The sequence below is a fragment of the Phaeobacter sp. JH20_29 genome, from assembly GCF_048056175.1.
Classification (GTDB): domain Bacteria; phylum Pseudomonadota; class Alphaproteobacteria; order Rhodobacterales; family Rhodobacteraceae; genus Phaeobacter; species Phaeobacter bryozoorum.
Map to the genome: position 1 here is coordinate 157737 of NZ_JAYMWO010000005.1, position 14866 is coordinate 172602.

A 14866-nucleotide genomic window follows, 5' to 3' on the forward strand; every position below is an offset into this window, starting at 1 on the left:
TGCAGGCGCAGGTCCACCAGTCTTGCGCTCAGTTAGTTATGCTGAGCGGTGTATTTGTCGATCAGATAGGTCGCCTGCTCCAGCAGCGCGTCGCCATCAATGCCTTTTGCCTTCATGTCGTCGAGCCACTGCTGGTAGATCGGCTTCGCGGCTTCGCGCCAGATCGCGGTCTGCTCTTCATCCAGTGTGATGACATTGTTGCCCTCATCCAGTGCGAACTCCCGCGCCGGATCATCGGCATCAGCCATGGTGCCACCGGCAAAGACCGAGAACTCCAGACCGGAGTTCTCATCCACGGCCTTTTTCAGATCATCGGGCAGGCTCTCATATTTCTCTTTGTTCATCGCCAGAACAAAGGTCAGCGTATAGAGCGCGCGGCCGGTGAATTCCGTGTGGTTCTCGACCAGCTCCGGCACCTTCAGAGCGGTGGTGACTTCCCACGGAATGGTGGTGCCGTCGATCACGCCCTTGGACAGGGCTTCCGGGATAGCCGGAACCGGCATACCCACCGGGGTTGCGCCCAGTTCCGTCAGCAGCGCGTTCACCGAACGGCCACCGCCGCGGATCTTCATCCCACGCAGATCATCCGGTTGTTCCACCGGATCCGTGGTATGGATGATGCCGGGGCCGTGAACCCAGGTGCCAAGGATCTTCACGTCCTTGAATTCACCATCCTTCATATGCTCCTCGAACATTTCCCAATAGGCGTGCGATGCCGCACGCGCATTGGTCATCATAAACGGCAGTTCGAACACTTCGGTCGAAGGGTAGCGGCCGGGGGTATAGCCCACAACGGTCCAGACGATATCTGCCACGCCATCAATGGCCTGATCCATCAGTTCTGGTGGCTTGCCACCCAGCTGCATGGACGGATAGCGGTCGATCTTGATACGCCCCTGCGAAGACGCCTCGACCTTGTCGGCCCAGACATCCAGAATCAGCTTGGGCACATTTGCCTGCGCCGGCAGGAACTGGTGCAGCTTCAGCGTCACCTCCTGCGCCATCGCCGAGGTCGCGCCCATCACCATGAGTGCAACGGCCCCTGCCGCGCCAAGTAGTTGTCTCCGAGTGGTCATATGTTTCCTCCCTCTGACCTTATGTCTTTTCGTAACTATCGCGATCAGATGCCCCTGATGCAACAAACCCAACGCACAGCCTATCCAGCCATCCGGCCGTAAACGTCCCCTGACACCCTCAGCTATTAGGTGCATTTGTAACCATCAACAGATGATTATGTATCTGCACTGCATGATTTCGCGAAAATGCTTCAGCCTGCCGGGTCGATGAAACAAAAATACGTTACAGAAACCTTCAAACAAGAAGTATTCAAGTTACATAAATCACGGCATGGTTGCATCTGATCGCTAAATTCGCCGCGCTGATCACATGACGCGCTATTTTCGCCTATCGCAGCGACAACCGCACAGATGTCAGCCCATCAATACCGCCTTCGATATGATCCCCTGCGACAACAGGACCAACCCCCGCCGGCGTGCCCGTCATCACCAGATCCCCCGGCCGCAGATGATAATACCCAGAAAGATGGCATAGAATCTCCTCGACCGACCAGATCAGCTCCGCGAGAGAGGCGTCCTGACGGATCTCTCCGTTCACCCGCAACCAGATTCGCTGCGTCTGAGGCTCCCCCCATTCCGATGCCGCACGCAGCGGCGCAAAGACACTGCCGCCCTCCAGATCCTTGCCCAGGCTCCAGGGGCGCTGCTTCTGGCGTTCGCGCAATTGCAGATCCCGGCGCGTCATGTCCAGCGCGCAGCCATATCCCCAGATCGCCGCCCGCGCCTCTGCGGCCGTCGCATCCGTGAGCGGCGCTGCAATCGCGACGACCAGTTCCATTTCGTGGTGAAAATTCTCCGTCCCCTGCGGATAGGGCAGCTCCGCGCCACTCAATACCGCGTGGCAGGCCGACTTGGTGAAATAGAACGGCTGCTCCCGGTCGACCTCCACCCCCATCTCCGCAGCATGGGCCGCGTAATTTCGCCCGACACAGAAAATGCGGCCAACCGGCCAGACCTCCTCGCGCCCCTCCAGCGGAATGGCAGGCACCGGCGGCAGATCGAACAACGGCTTAGACATGGTAGAGACCCTTCGGATTGGGGGAAATCGAACCGGCCAGACCCTCGCGATTCCCGCAGGTCACCACCGGCCACCAAACTCAGATGCCGCACCCTAGCAACCTCACCATAACAGCGCGACCCCCAACCGGATGATCCACCCCCCGATCGCAGGACGCAGCTTACCGGCAATCGAGTCATCGCCCGGACCACCTCGTGAGCACCAGCACAACGGCAATTGTCGCTTGACACTCAAACCAGCCACCTATTAGTTCATATGCAGAACGAACTAATAGGTGATGTATGGAATCGACCCAGCAAACCTCATTTTCCAGGCAGGTGGCGCTGTACTCGGTCATGCAGGACATCATCCATTGCGGTCCGATCTCTCGCGCCTCAATCTCCAAGCAGACCGGATTGTCGAAGCAGACAGTTTCCGAGTTAGTTCGTATCCTTGAAGGCGAAGGCTGGATTCGCGAGACGGGCCGGACCTCTGGTCATGTCGGCCGCACGGCGACCACCTATGAACTGATACCGGAAAGCGCCTTTATGGCGGCGGTCGATCTTGGCGGCACCAAGGTGCGCGTCGCGATCGTCGATCTCGCTGGTACTATTGTCGCCGAGGTCGTAGCCCCCACTCATCCAGATGGCGGGCGTCATGTGGCCGATCAAATAGGAGACCTGGTCAGCCGCGCCATCGGCGAGGGAAATGTGGCCGCCAACACTGTCAGACAGACAGTGGTCGGCTGCCCCGGTGTGCCGGACGTCCTATCCGGAAAGGTGAACTTCGCCCCCAATATTGCCGGAATCGATCAGATCGATTTTCGCGCCGCGGTATCAGAGGCAACGGGCACAAAGACGTTGCTTGAAAACGACGTTAACCTCGCAGTACTCGGCGAACACTGGCTTGGCGCAGGCCATGGCATCGACAACGTTGCCCTGATCGCGTTCGGGACCGGGGTTGGCGCAGGGCTGATCGTAAACGGAGCGCTTGTAAGAGGCGCATCGGGAGCCGCCGGGGAACTTGGCTATCTACCGTTCGGCGCTGATCCTTTCGAGGAAGAATCCCTGCGGGTCGGGGCGTTCGAACGAGTGTCGGCCACGCATGGCATTCGCGCGGCATATCTCGCCACGACTGGTAAAGATGTCGACGTACCGGCGATATTTGATGCCGCCGCGTCTGGTGAGGTCGCGGCTCGGGAAGTCCTCGATAAAGTCGCAACTCAAATGGCGCGGGCAGTTGCGGCAATTGGCGCCGTGGTGGCGCCCGAGGTGGTCATCCTCGGCGGAGCAATTGGGTCCCGTCCCGAAATCCTGACCGCCACCCGCGATGAGCTGAAGCGCTGCTTTCCCTTCCCGATCAGGATCGAACCTGCCCAACTCGGCCATCACGCCGCGCTGAGCGGAGCCGTCGCTGTTGGACTGACCGAATTGCATACCGAGTTGTTCGCCAAATCTGCGCCCGGCGCGGTCATTACCCTGCCGACCCCGAAACAGGGCAAACTTGCGGGTTCCGCAGAATGACGGCGCATGGCCCCCTGATCACGCTCCTGAGCCAACATCTTGACCGGGCGGTGGTCAACGATCTGCTGGCCCGGGCTGTTCGCGCCGCTTCCGTGACTGGGGACGAGGTCGCGATGGTTGACATGCTGCGTCCCGAAATGGAGCGTCTATCGCTGTCGCCCTCGGTCGAAGACTTCAGTCCAGGGAGGCCGAACATCACAGGACGGCGCGAGGGTGGCGATGGTCCTGACCTTCTTTTCATCGGACATACGGACGTTGTTCATCCAGGCAACTGGAGCGATCATTGGGCTGGCAAACCACAACAGGACCCCTTTGGCGCGACAATCATCGACGGCGAACTGTGGGGGCGCGGCGCTGCCGATCTCAAGGCTGGCATTTGCACATCGCTCGCCGCTCTCGATCTTCTGGACCGGGCGGGTATCCGCCTTCTGGGAACGGTGTCTTTCGCATTTGTCGGAGATGAGGAAAGCGGCGAACCCGGCAGCGGAAAAAGCGCAGGCGTTCGCCATTGGACAGAAAGCGTGCTGGCGGGCGGACTGCCGCGTCCGGATCTGGCGGTCTATGTCGAACCTACCCGCCTGCAGATCCTGCCGGTGCAGATCGGATTTTATATCGCGGAGGTCGTGCTGACGGGCCAATCCGCCTATTTTGGCCGACCGGAGCTCGGCCGCGACGCCCTGAAGGCCGCGCACAAGGTCCTTCAGGCGATTTGGGATCACTCGGATCGAATTTCGGCCGCTGGCAGCCATCCGCTTCTGGGGCGCAGCAACATCCTTGTAACGGGGCTTGAAGCCGGGGGGCTGATTGCTGTTCCCGGAGAATGCCGCTTTTCGCTGATTGGCAAGCTTCTGCCGGGTGACGACCTTGATGCCGCCACCTCGGAACTGGAAGCCGTGATCCGCGCCGCAATTGCTGAGGACATCCGCGTCAAAATAGATTTCACCGCCGGTCGCGACCATCCGCTAGGCGGCTCCCCGGCCGGGATCGAAGCCGATCATGAGATGGTCCGGCAGCTCTCTGCTTCCATCGCGGCCGTACGGCCCGATCGCGGTGCAGTTGAAGGTGCGCCCTTCTGGTCGGAAATGCCCTTTCTGACAGCAAAGATCGGCGTGCCGACTGTCTATTGCGCACCTGGCGATATCAGCATCTGCCATACGAACCACGAACGCGTTCCCCTGCAGGATTACCACGACGGGATTGTCGCCTTCGCAGCCTTCATCGCACTCACATGTGGAATTCGGTCCGACTGAACACAGGGGCCACAACAGGGAGAGAGACCATGAATTGCACTTCCAGAAATCTTCTTGCATCGTTGTCGGTACTTGCCTTCATGGCAATGCCTGCATCGGCCCAGACCGTCGGACCCTCGGGAGAGGCGGCAACCCCCTCCTCGGCTGTGATTGTTGATGATGCGCAGGCGAGCCAGCTGCAATCCCGGGGCCTTAGGGCGGCGCTGCTCTGGCACGATCAATCCGACTTTGTGAACGCGGTTACCGCAGGCGCAACCAATGAATTCACCCGGCTTGGTATCGAGGTGGTTGCCACGACATCAGCCGGCTTTGACAGTGCGCGTCAACTTGCGGACATCGAAACCGCGCTCGCGCTCAACCCCGATATCATCTTGTCCCTGCCGCTCGACCCCGTTGCATCTGCGTCGGCCTTCAAGAAAGCACGCGACGCCGGTGTCGAGTTGGTTTTCCTTTCCAACCTCCCGTCCGGCTACGAGCATCCTGCCGACTATGCCGCCATCGTGACCGACGATCTGTTCCAGATGGGCAAGCAGGCAGCCGACATTCTGGCGGGCGCGATGGGCGGCACAGGCGACGTGGGCTGGATCTTTCACGACGCCGCTTACTACGTGACGAACCAGCGCGACAATGCCTTCAAGACGACGATCGAAACCCACTATCCCGGGATGGAGATTGTCGCCGAGGCCGGTATCAGCGATCCCGCAAGGGCAGAGGAAATCGCGAATGCCATGCTGTTGCAGAACCCCAACATCGGTGGGATCTACGTGACATGGGCAGGTCCGGCCGAAGGTGTGCTCGCCGCGCTGCGCGCAAACGGCAACAGCTCAACCCGTATCGTGACGCTCGACCTGTCTGAGCCGATTGCTCTCGATATGGTCAAGGGCGGCAATGTCGTCGGCATCGTTGCCGATGAGGCCTATGAGCTCGGGCGCGCCATGGCCGCTGCCGGGGCGCGCGGGGTTCTCGACCTCGACAACCCGCCCTTTGTCGTTGCACCGGCCGTCTCGGTTACCGCCAAAAATGTCAACGAAGGTTGGAACCAATCGCTGAATCTGGATGCGCCGCAATCGGTTCTCGACGCGCAGCAATAATCTACCCCCGCTGCGCCCGGAGCGATCCGGGCGCAGGCCCAGATGAATTCCCGCAATTGGACGGAGACCATGTCGCCAAAATTTCCTAACCGGGCCGTTCTGCAAGGGCTGATCGTCTATGCGGGTTTCGTGCTCATTTTCCTCTTCTTTGCCGCGATGCTTTGGGACCGTGGCTTCCTTTCCCCCCAGAACCTGACGAACATCGTCTTACAGACAGCTCCGGCAACGGTGCTCGCGATTGGACTGGTCTTTGTCTTGGCAGCGGGCGAGATCGACCTTTCGTTCGGTGCCGCGGTCGCACTTTCGGCGATCGTCGCCGCGATGGTCATGCGGGTCGCGCCCTGGCCTATTGGCGTCGCCGCAGGGCTGGCAACAGGCATGGCGGTGGGCTTTGTCAACGGGGCCATCGTCGCCTATGCCCGGCTTCCCTCCTTCCTTGTTACATTGGCCACGATGGGTGTCGTAGCGGGCATCGCGCGTGAATTGTCCAATTTGCAATCCATCCCGGTCACCGCCGATGCTTTCATCGGCATTTTTGGCGGCGGAAAACTGTTCGGCATCCCCTCGCTTGTGATCTGGACCATTCTAGCGCTGTTGATCGGACATCTAGTATTTCGTGAAACGCGCTATGGGGCCCATGTATTGGCAACCGGCGACAATCCACGCGCGGCCCTGGTCTCGGGCATCCGCGTCGCTCGCCTGCGGTTGTCGGTGCTTATGGTATCCGGGGCCTGCGCCGGCTTGGCTGGTCTGCTCTATGCCGGACGTCTCCAGTCAGCCCGCTACACCTTGGGCGAAAGCGATCTGATGACTGTCATCGCCGCCGTCATCGTGGGCGGCACCGCCCTGAACGGCGGACGAGGCAGCGTTCCTGGCGCGCTCGTTGGAAGCCTAATGATGGGTATGCTGTCCAACGGGCTGATCCTGATGGGGCTATCTGTTTCTTGGCAGATGATCATCAAGGGCCTGATCGTTCTGGCCGCCGTCGCCGTTTCACTACGCGAACCGAACCGCTGAAAGGAAAACAGACATGTTCCTCGATGTCCTTCGCCGTCGAAATCCCGATTTCGTCCTCGCCGCGCAGATGCTGCACAGGACGGGCGAAATCCCCGCGAACTCTTACGTTCTTGATCTGGACGCGGTTGCAGAAAACGCACGCCTGATCCGTGCGGAAGCCGATAAGTTTGACCTCAAGGTCTTCGCGATGACCAAGCAGGTGAGCCGCAACTCGGGGTTTTGCCGCGCCGTGATGGCTGGCGGCATTGATCGCGCGGTTGCTGTCGATATGGCCTGCGCCATCGCTTGCCATAACGCCGGGTTGAAAATCGGGCACCTCGGCCACCTCGTGCAGGTACCGCGCGCAGAAGCCGCGATGGCAGCGCGACAACTTACGCCCGATTACTGGACCGTGTTTTCGCAGGCCAAGGCGGCAGAGGCGGCAGAGGCCGCACTGGCAGCCGGACGCGAACAACCACTGCTTGCCCGTGTGCAGACCGCCGGAGATACATTCTATCGCGGTCATGAAGGTGGGTTTCCCGCAGAGGATGCGGTCGCAGCCGCAGGCTGGATGTCCCAGCTGAGCGGCGCGCGTTTCGCTGGCATCACCACGTTTCCTGCGCAGCTCTATGACCACACCACAGGCAAGATTAGACATACACCAAACCTTGGCACCCTGAAGCGGACCGCTGATGCTCTGCAACGCGCGGGCTTTGACAAGATCGAAATCAACGCACCCGGCACGACATCTCTTGTCACACTTGAGGCGCTTGCTGAAGCCGGAGCAACCCAGGTCGAACCCGGCAACGGGCTGCACGGCACGACACCTCTCCATGCCGTCGAGGATCTGCCCGAGATGCCAGCTGTTCTCTACCTCAGCGAGGTCAGCCACCTTCATGGCGGCCGCGCCTATTGCTTCGGCGGAGGTCTATATGTCGATCCGGTCTTTCCCGAATATGACATCAAGGCATTGGTCACCACATCCCCCAGCGTAGACACTACTGATTTGAGATGCGTCGAGATCCCGCCGCCATCTGCGATTGACTATTACGGGATGATCGACGCCACAGGCGCCAACGCTCCCGCACCCGGTGACACGGTCGTTTTCGGCTTCCGCGGCCAGGCCTTCGTCACCCGCGCCCACTCGGTCGGCATCGAGGGCGTATCGAAGGGCAAGCCGCGCGTGGTGTCGATCGAAAACAGCTACGGGCAGGCAGAACCCTGGCCCAGAATCCGGAATGCGACAAGATGACCCCGGTTCTTCAACTCAGAAATATCCGCAAATCCTTTGGCGGAGTCACGGCGATCCAGGATTTCTCGCTCGACATGCTCGCAGGTGAAGTCGTGGCCCTTGTCGGCGACAACGGCGCCGGCAAATCAACTCTCATCAAGATGATCTCAGGTGTCTACACACCCAGTTCAGGCGAGATGCTTCTGGATGGAAAGCCAGCAAACTTTCCTGACGCGTCAGTTGCTCGGGAACGGGGGGTAGAGGTTGTCTATCAGGATCTGGCACTGGCCGATCAACAGACTGTCTACATGAACCTCTTTCTTGGTCGTGAACCCGTGAAGGGGCCGCTGCGGCTGCTTGATCGCAAGAGAATGATCGCCGAAACGGACGCGCTTGTTCGTGAACTGGATGTGCGCATCCCGTCCGCATCCGCTACGATTCGCGACCTTTCAGGGGGACAACGCCAGGGTGTCGCAATCGCACGCGCAACGCATTGGGCAAGAAAACTAATCCTGCTCGACGAACCCACTGCCGCGCTTGGCGTCGCTGAAACCGCCCGGGTCGAAGCAACAGTTGAATCGCTGAAAGCACGCAACCTCGCAATCTTCATCGTCTCCCATAGTCTCGATCAGGTCTTCCGCCTGTCGGACCGTATCTGTGTCCTGCGCCGCGGCGAGCAGATCGGGATCCGCGAGACAGACAAGACGGACAAGAATGAAATCGTCTCGATGATCACCGGCGTCTCAAAATGAAACAGGCTGGCGGTCGCACTCGCCAAAGACAGCGCGCCTAAGGATCGGGCGACCAAAGATCATTCCCTTGAGGCAGGTCTTGCAAATGTCGTGAACACGGAAGGCGTTGCGCTACCGCTGCGATCGCACCTATCAGCGCAACAGCATTCGATTGTTCATCAGAAAAACGTTAGTGTATCAGACTGTTCGCCCCGATCAGGATCGAAGCGCCCACAAACACCGTCAAGGCAATCGACAACATCCCGGCGCAGACACCCGCCAGCACGATGATCCCATCCCGTTCCAGCAGCCCGATGCTGGCAACAAACAGGGCAATTGCTGGAAACCAACCGCTGAGCGGCAGCGGCACGAACAGCGCCAGGGAAACCAGAAACAGCAGGCCTCCGGTCAGCTGTTCTCTTCGTGGCTGAAACACCGCTCGCAGGCGCGGTCGGGCAATCCGCTCCAGCCGCCGCGACACGGGGCGCAAGCGCAGCACGATACGGCGCATGCCTGTGCCGGAAAACCGGATCCGCGCGATGCGTCGCGGCAGCCGGACGCTGGAAAATCCCAGTCCCATCTGCGCGCAGAAAAACAAGAGCGGCAGAGCGGTGACAAGGGTTGACCCTGGAGGCAAAGGAAGAAGATTGATCAGGCACGACAGCAAGATTGCCCATCCGAAGGACCTGTCGCCAAGCTGCTCCAGAAAGGTGCCAAGCGCGATATGATCGGAGTTTTGATGGTAGCGGATCACGCGCAGCAGCGTGAAGGAGAGAGAGCGCTTCCTGATCAAGCCTATAGCACCGGGACATCCAGAAACAGCTTTCACATTCGCCTCGCAACTCGGACCGTGCCTGCCTCCTGCTTAGCGCCTTGCTGTGTCTGCGGCAACCGGCTTCGCAGCTGAGACAGCCGCACCGACCCTGTTCCAGAGTTCCTCGGCAACAACCCCAATGGGCTGGTCCCTGCGCCGCATCTTGAATATCACTGTCCGTCGCAGCGGGAACCCGTCCAGGTTCAGGGACAGCAAAGCCCCGGAACGCCGCTCCTCCTCTGTCATGTGATCTGGCAGACCGCCCCAGCCAAGCCCGGCGAGGATCACCTTTTTCTTGGCCGCGAGATCAGACACCGTCCATTTCAGGCTCCCGGACAAGAGATCGCGGCTTTGGTCATGCGCCGCGCCGCCGGTGCCGGCGGCGACCACCTGCACATGACTTTGCATTTCGGATGCCGACAAGGCGTGGGGGCCGACGGGCAGGTTCAAGGCGGGGCTGGCCACCGGCCGGATCGTGACCTCGGCAACCGGCTCTGCCTCCACGTCGTCCAGCGGCACCCCATCAAGCGACGCAAGCGCGATATCCGCCTTGCCCTCCATCAGCCGGGCAATCGGGCCGCCCATCATTTCCATGCGCAGCCGGAGGTGGGTCGCAGGGTGGCGCCGCCCGGTCTCCGCAAGCGCCGGCAGCAAAGGGTCCAGATCCATGGTGGCACTGACGGCAAGCGTCAGTTCCGGTTCTTCGCGGGCGCGCAGCCGGGCGGCGGTAGATCGAAGCCCCTGCATCTGCCGCAGCACCCGCGACGCCTCGCGGTAGAAGATTTCGCCCGCCGGGGTCAGAGACGGCCGGTAGGCTTCGCGGCTGAACAGCTCCAGCTCCAATTCCTCTTCCAGCAGGCGGATTGCATGGCTGATGGCCGACTGGGATTTATTCAGACGCTCCGCCGCGCCGCGGAAGGTGCCGGTTGCGACAATGGCCTCGAGGGCAAGGAGCTGGTCGTGTTTCATCGGCTTCCAACATGATCAGATTGCCTAATCGTTATGCTGCAAACACAATATTATCAATCAATCATATCTGAAGGTAGTCAGAGGGCATCACTGCAACAGGAGACTGTCATGAAACTCTACTACAAACCCGGTGCCTGCCCGCTGGCCAGCCATATTGCCCTCTATGAAACCGGCCGCCCGTTTGACATCGAAGCCGTCGATACCGCGACGGGGCAGACCGAAAGCGGCGCGGATTATCGTGCGATCAACCCCAAAGGCTATGTTCCGGCCCTGGGTCTGGACGATGGCAGCGTCCTCACTGAAGGGGCGGCGGTTTTACAGTATATCGCGGACAGCCATCCGGAGGCAGGTCTGGCGCCGGCGGCGGGCACCTTGGGCCGGGCCCGGATGCAGGAGCAGCTCAACTGGATCGGGACCGAGCTGCACAAGGCCTTTAGCCCGCTGTTCCGCGAGGGCACGTCCGAAGCCGGCAAGGACGACGCGCGCAGCGCGGTTGCGGACAAGTTCGATTTCATCGAGGCCCAGCTGGCGGATGGCCGCGAGTGGCTGGTCGAGGGCCGGTTCTCGGTGGCCGATGCCTATCTGTTCGTGGTCTCGAACTGGGCGAACTTCACCGGCATCGACCTGGCCCGCTGGCCCAATCTGGCCGCCTTTGTCAGCCGCAGTGCTGCCCGCCCGTCGGCCCAGGCGGCGATGCGCGCAGAGGGGCTGATCCAATGACGCCTGCCGCCCACAATGAGGTCGGCGCCCTGATGGAGGCCTATTTCGAGGGCCTCCATCAAGCCGACAGCGCCCTGCTGCGCAAGGTTTTTCACCCGCAGCTGGCCTATGTCTGCGCCACCGAAGGCGACGAGCTGTATCTGGATCTTGAGATTTACATGGCCCGCGTCGACGGGCGTGTGCCTCCGGCCGAACGCGGTGAGGCGCGCGAGGAGGAGATTCTGGAGATCGCCTTTGCCAGCAGCCGGCTGGCCCGTGTCAGCGCCCGGATGACCATGATGGGGCGGGATTTCCACGACCTGCTGACCCTTGTCCGCTACGGTGCCGAATGGCGTATCGTGGCCAAAGTGTTTTCCTATGTTCCGCGAAAGGATTGAACGATGCCTTATGTGAATATCAAAGTCACCCGCGAGGGCGGCCCCGATGGCACCGGCCCCAGCGCAGACCAGAAGGCGCAGCTGATCGCCGGGGTGACGGGTCTGCTGCAGGATGTTCTGGGCAAGAACCCGGCGACCACATTTGTGGTGATCGACGAGGTCGCGCTGGAGGATTGGGGCGTCGGCGGCCTGCCGGTGCAACGGTACCGCAAGCAGGCGCAATAGAGACGCAGCGGACAGAGGCCTGAGGGCGACCTGTCCGCTGCCCCGGGCGCCGATGACTTTTGCGGTGGAGGGCGTACCGGCCAGCGCTGTCTCAATTGCCGCCAGGCGTTGCAGAACCGGGCTCATGGCTGGGCGTTGTTTGTATTGCGCACCCTAACGCCTGACGATAGTAGAGCTGAGCCGCCGGGCACGCTGTCTCCTTCTGGTTGCTTTCATCTGTGAATTTTAATGTCACGACATGTCTATCTATATTTATGCATTCATCGACATAGTCACGGGAAGGCTGACCCGTTTTCCGACGCGACAACTCATTTACTGACGCAATTCCCCTTGAAGGAAAATTTCATGGCTAAAGGTTTGAACTCTGTCTCATCATTTCTCCAGATCGGAGATCAAAGAGTCGACGGCTTGTTTTTTGGGCAAAAATGGAGCGATGATACTATTCACTATGCCTACCCGTCTGAGCCCGGTGTCTATAATTATTCAGCTTCTTATAATGAGGCAGCTGCGTTTTCAGAGGTTTCCGATCTGCAGAAATCTGCGATCAAATTCGCTTTGGACTCTGATCTCGGCCCCGCCGCAGCAAGGGGCTTTTCTGTTGAAGGTATTACAAAGCTGAATATTGAGCATGACGCAACACCGGATACGACCAGCCCGGAGGCTATTCGGTACGGCAACACGTCCTCACCCGATGTTCTCGGTGCTCATGGATATTACCCGCAAAACAGTCCAACCGCAGGGGACGTCTGGTTTGGAAACACGGTTTACCGATCCCCGGCAGCGGGCAACTACGCCTGGCATACTGTGCTGCATGAAACCGGACATGCTCTGGGACTGACGCATTCACATGAAAATATTAACGGATTCGGTGTTGTTCCATCTGAGTACGACCACATGGAATACACGATCATGAGCTATCTGAGCTACGAAAATAGCCCGCTAGGTGGATATAGAAATGAACCCTCGAGCTTTGCACAAACCTACATGATGCTGGATATCGCGGCCCTGCAGCATATGTATGGTGCCGATTACACCACCAACAGCAACGATACGGTCTACAAGTGGTCCCCCAATTCAGGCGACACTTTGGTCAATGGTGAAATTGCAATCGATGCGGTCGGCAACCGGATTTTCGCCACCATCTGGGATGGGGGCGGCGTCGACACCTATGATCTTTCAGCCTACGCCGAGAATCTAAACATTGATCTGAACCCCGGCGAATCCTCACGCTTCAGCGCTGCACAGACGGCCCATCTGGGATATGGATATAACGCTAGCGGCAATATCTACAATGCACTTCTCCATAATGGTGACACGCGTTCGCTGATCGAAAATGCCATAGGTGGCACTGGCAACGACGTAATCGCGGGCAACGTCGGCTCAAATTTACTGCGTGGTGAGGGTGGCAACGACACCATCACAGGCGGTGAAGGTAATGATACCGTCTTTGGCAATACCGGAAATGACCATATCAGCGGTCAAGACGGTGATGACCGGATGCTGGGTGGCAAGGGCAACGACACAGTCTTTGGCGGCACTGGCAACGACGAGTTGCTGGGAAATCAGGACGACGACGTGCTGAATGGCAAAGAAGGTGCGGACACGCTTTACGGCGGTTCCGGCAATGACACTCTGAATGGAGGTACCGGCGCCGACAGTATGTCAGGAGGCACAGGCAACGATACCTACTGGGTGGACGATGCCGCAGACCAGGTGGCCGAAAATGCGGGCGCAGGTCAGGACCGGGTCAATAGCTCAGTAACTTTCGATCTGACTGCTCACAGCGCACATATCGAAGACCTGACCCTCACCGGAAGTGCCAACATCAATGGCACTGGCAATGAGGCGGACAACTCGATTTCCGGCAACACTGGCGCCAATATTCTGCGTGGTGAGGGCGGCAATGACGTCATGACAGGTGGTGACGGAAATGACACTGTCTATGGCAATACCGGAAATGACCATATCAGCGGTCAAGATGGTGATGACCGAGTGCTGGGTGGCAAGGGCAACGACACAGTCTTTGGTGGCACTGGCAACGACAAGTTGCTGGGAAATCAGGACGACGACGTGCTGAATGGCAAGAGCGGCCGGGACACGCTATACGGCGGTTCCGGCGACGATACTCTGACCGGCGGCAACGGTGCCGACACATTTGTATTCACGAAGGGAGAAGACGCCGACCGGATCACCGATTTTGGCCTCGGCAATGACACGCTTTTACTGAGCGGGTTCGGTTTCTCTACTGAGCAGGATGCGCTTGGCTATGCAAATGACGTGTCAGGGAGCGTGATTTTCGACTTCGGTGATGGTGACAGCATAACCCTGTTGAATCTGCAGCTACAGGACCTACATAGCAATATCGTCTTCACCTAGTAGGTTCACTGATCGACCGCAGGCGGGCTGCGCGGGCAACCGCATAGCCCGCCCTCTGCTTCCAGGCTTTCGGACTAGATGTCACAGCCAAGGAGGGCTCGACTGTACTAAGGCGGCTGGCGTCCCGTCTGAGGACAGGCAATGTAGCTATAGCAGTATGGGAAACGTGCTGCTTCCGAGCAATCAAAGGAGGCGGATCTCCAATCCAATATTCACTCGGCACTCTGGCCGAGATCTACCGGCATAGTACAAATACGAATGTTCAGTGGATTGATCTTATTGGAGGAAGTGGTGAGCCGTGCAGGATTCGAACCTGCGACCCACTGATTAAAAGTCAGTTGCTCTACCAACTGAGCTAACGGCCCACTTCTTCTTCGGAACATCGTGTTGTTCCCTGGTCGCTCTTTAAGGACATAATCCAAAAGGATCAAGCACTTAATTTGCTTCGGAGCGGCGCGACCGTGTCAGTCATGCTGTCCCGATAGGCGGC

Annotated in this window: 14 protein-coding genes and 1 tRNA gene; 10 read left to right on the forward strand and 5 right to left on the reverse strand. The window is 59.4% G+C overall.

Translation table 11 applies throughout. From position 1 onward, the window contains the following. Positions 1 to 32: 32 nt before the first annotated feature. Together VWZ85_RS03505 and VWZ85_RS03510 are read right to left on the reverse strand one after the other, a co-directional pair. On the reverse strand, positions 33 to 1076 hold the full coding sequence (locus VWZ85_RS03505; protein ID WP_340546985.1) for a TRAP transporter substrate-binding protein: 1044 nt from the start codon (positions 1074 to 1076) through the stop codon (positions 33 to 35). A gap of 328 nt (positions 1077 to 1404) precedes the next feature. Then, positions 1405 to 2094 (reverse strand): fumarylacetoacetate hydrolase family protein, encoded by a 690-nt coding sequence (locus VWZ85_RS03510; RefSeq protein ID WP_416587136.1) that lies wholly within the window; start codon positions 2092 to 2094, stop codon positions 1405 to 1407. A gap of 281 nt (positions 2095 to 2375) precedes the next feature. Between VWZ85_RS03510 and VWZ85_RS03515 the strand changes: the two genes are divergently transcribed. The 6 genes from VWZ85_RS03515 to VWZ85_RS03540 all read left to right on the forward strand — a co-directional run bounded on the left by VWZ85_RS03515 (position 2376) and on the right by VWZ85_RS03540 (position 8916). Further along, complete coding sequence (locus VWZ85_RS03515; protein ID WP_416534429.1) at positions 2376 to 3596, forward strand: ROK family transcriptional regulator; 1221 nt, start codon at positions 2376 to 2378, stop codon at positions 3594 to 3596. After that, complete coding sequence (locus VWZ85_RS03520) at positions 3593 to 4846, forward strand: M20 family metallopeptidase (protein ID WP_416587138.1); 1254 nt, start codon at positions 3593 to 3595, stop codon at positions 4844 to 4846. Before VWZ85_RS03515 ends, VWZ85_RS03520 begins: the two co-directional genes overlap by 4 nt. 29 nt (positions 4847 to 4875) lie before the next feature. Further along, on the forward strand, positions 4876 to 5937 hold the full coding sequence (locus VWZ85_RS03525; protein WP_416595425.1) for a substrate-binding domain-containing protein: 1062 nt from the start codon (positions 4876 to 4878) through the stop codon (positions 5935 to 5937). Between the two features lie 69 nt (positions 5938 to 6006). Next, positions 6007 to 6954: an ABC transporter permease gene (locus VWZ85_RS03530; protein ID WP_340546990.1), complete on the forward strand. Its 948-nt coding sequence runs from the start codon at positions 6007 to 6009 to the stop codon at positions 6952 to 6954. 13 nt (positions 6955 to 6967) lie between these two features. Next, positions 6968 to 8185: an alanine racemase gene (locus VWZ85_RS03535; RefSeq protein WP_416537699.1), complete on the forward strand. Its 1218-nt coding sequence runs from the start codon at positions 6968 to 6970 to the stop codon at positions 8183 to 8185. Continuing rightward, complete coding sequence (locus VWZ85_RS03540) at positions 8182 to 8916, forward strand: ATP-binding cassette domain-containing protein (RefSeq protein ID WP_340546992.1); 735 nt, start codon at positions 8182 to 8184, stop codon at positions 8914 to 8916. Before VWZ85_RS03535 ends, VWZ85_RS03540 begins: the two co-directional genes overlap by 4 nt. 169 nt (positions 8917 to 9085) lie before the next feature. Here the strand turns inward: VWZ85_RS03540 and VWZ85_RS03545 are convergent, their stop codons facing one another. Next, a complete protein-coding gene (locus VWZ85_RS03545) occupies positions 9086 to 9688 on the reverse strand; it encodes an exopolysaccharide biosynthesis protein (RefSeq protein WP_416541461.1) in 603 nt (200 codons plus the stop codon). Positions 9689 to 9760: 72 nt separating this feature from the next. Next, a complete protein-coding gene (locus VWZ85_RS03550; protein ID WP_416587142.1) occupies positions 9761 to 10678 on the reverse strand; it encodes a LysR family transcriptional regulator in 918 nt (305 codons plus the stop codon). 108 nt (positions 10679 to 10786) lie between these two features. Here VWZ85_RS03550 and gstA point away from each other — a divergent pair, with 108 nt between their 5' ends. The 4 genes from gstA to VWZ85_RS03570 all read left to right on the forward strand — a co-directional run bounded on the left by gstA (position 10787) and on the right by VWZ85_RS03570 (position 14376). Next, entirely contained in the window at positions 10787 to 11398 is a 612-nt protein-coding gene (gene gstA / locus VWZ85_RS03555) for a glutathione transferase GstA (protein WP_416587144.1), read from the forward strand. Beyond that, positions 11395 to 11775, forward strand: coding sequence for a nuclear transport factor 2 family protein (locus VWZ85_RS03560; RefSeq protein ID WP_416587147.1), 381 nt, complete (start codon positions 11395 to 11397; stop codon positions 11773 to 11775). The genes gstA and VWZ85_RS03560 overlap by 4 nt, the downstream gene beginning before the upstream one ends. 3 nt (positions 11776 to 11778) lie before the next feature. Beyond that, positions 11779 to 12000: a tautomerase family protein gene (locus tag VWZ85_RS03565; protein WP_416587149.1), complete on the forward strand. Its 222-nt coding sequence runs from the start codon at positions 11779 to 11781 to the stop codon at positions 11998 to 12000. A gap of 345 nt (positions 12001 to 12345) precedes the next feature. Then, the gene (locus tag VWZ85_RS03570) at positions 12346 to 14376 is read left to right on the forward strand and encodes a M10 family metallopeptidase (RefSeq protein ID WP_416587152.1); all 2031 of its coding nucleotides are present in this window, start codon (positions 12346 to 12348) and stop codon (positions 14374 to 14376) included. A 289-nt stretch (positions 14377 to 14665) separates the two neighbouring features. Here VWZ85_RS03570 and VWZ85_RS03575 read toward each other — a convergent pair. After that, a tRNA-Lys gene (locus VWZ85_RS03575) sits at positions 14666 to 14741 on the reverse strand. Between the last annotated feature and the right edge of the window lie 125 nt (positions 14742 to 14866).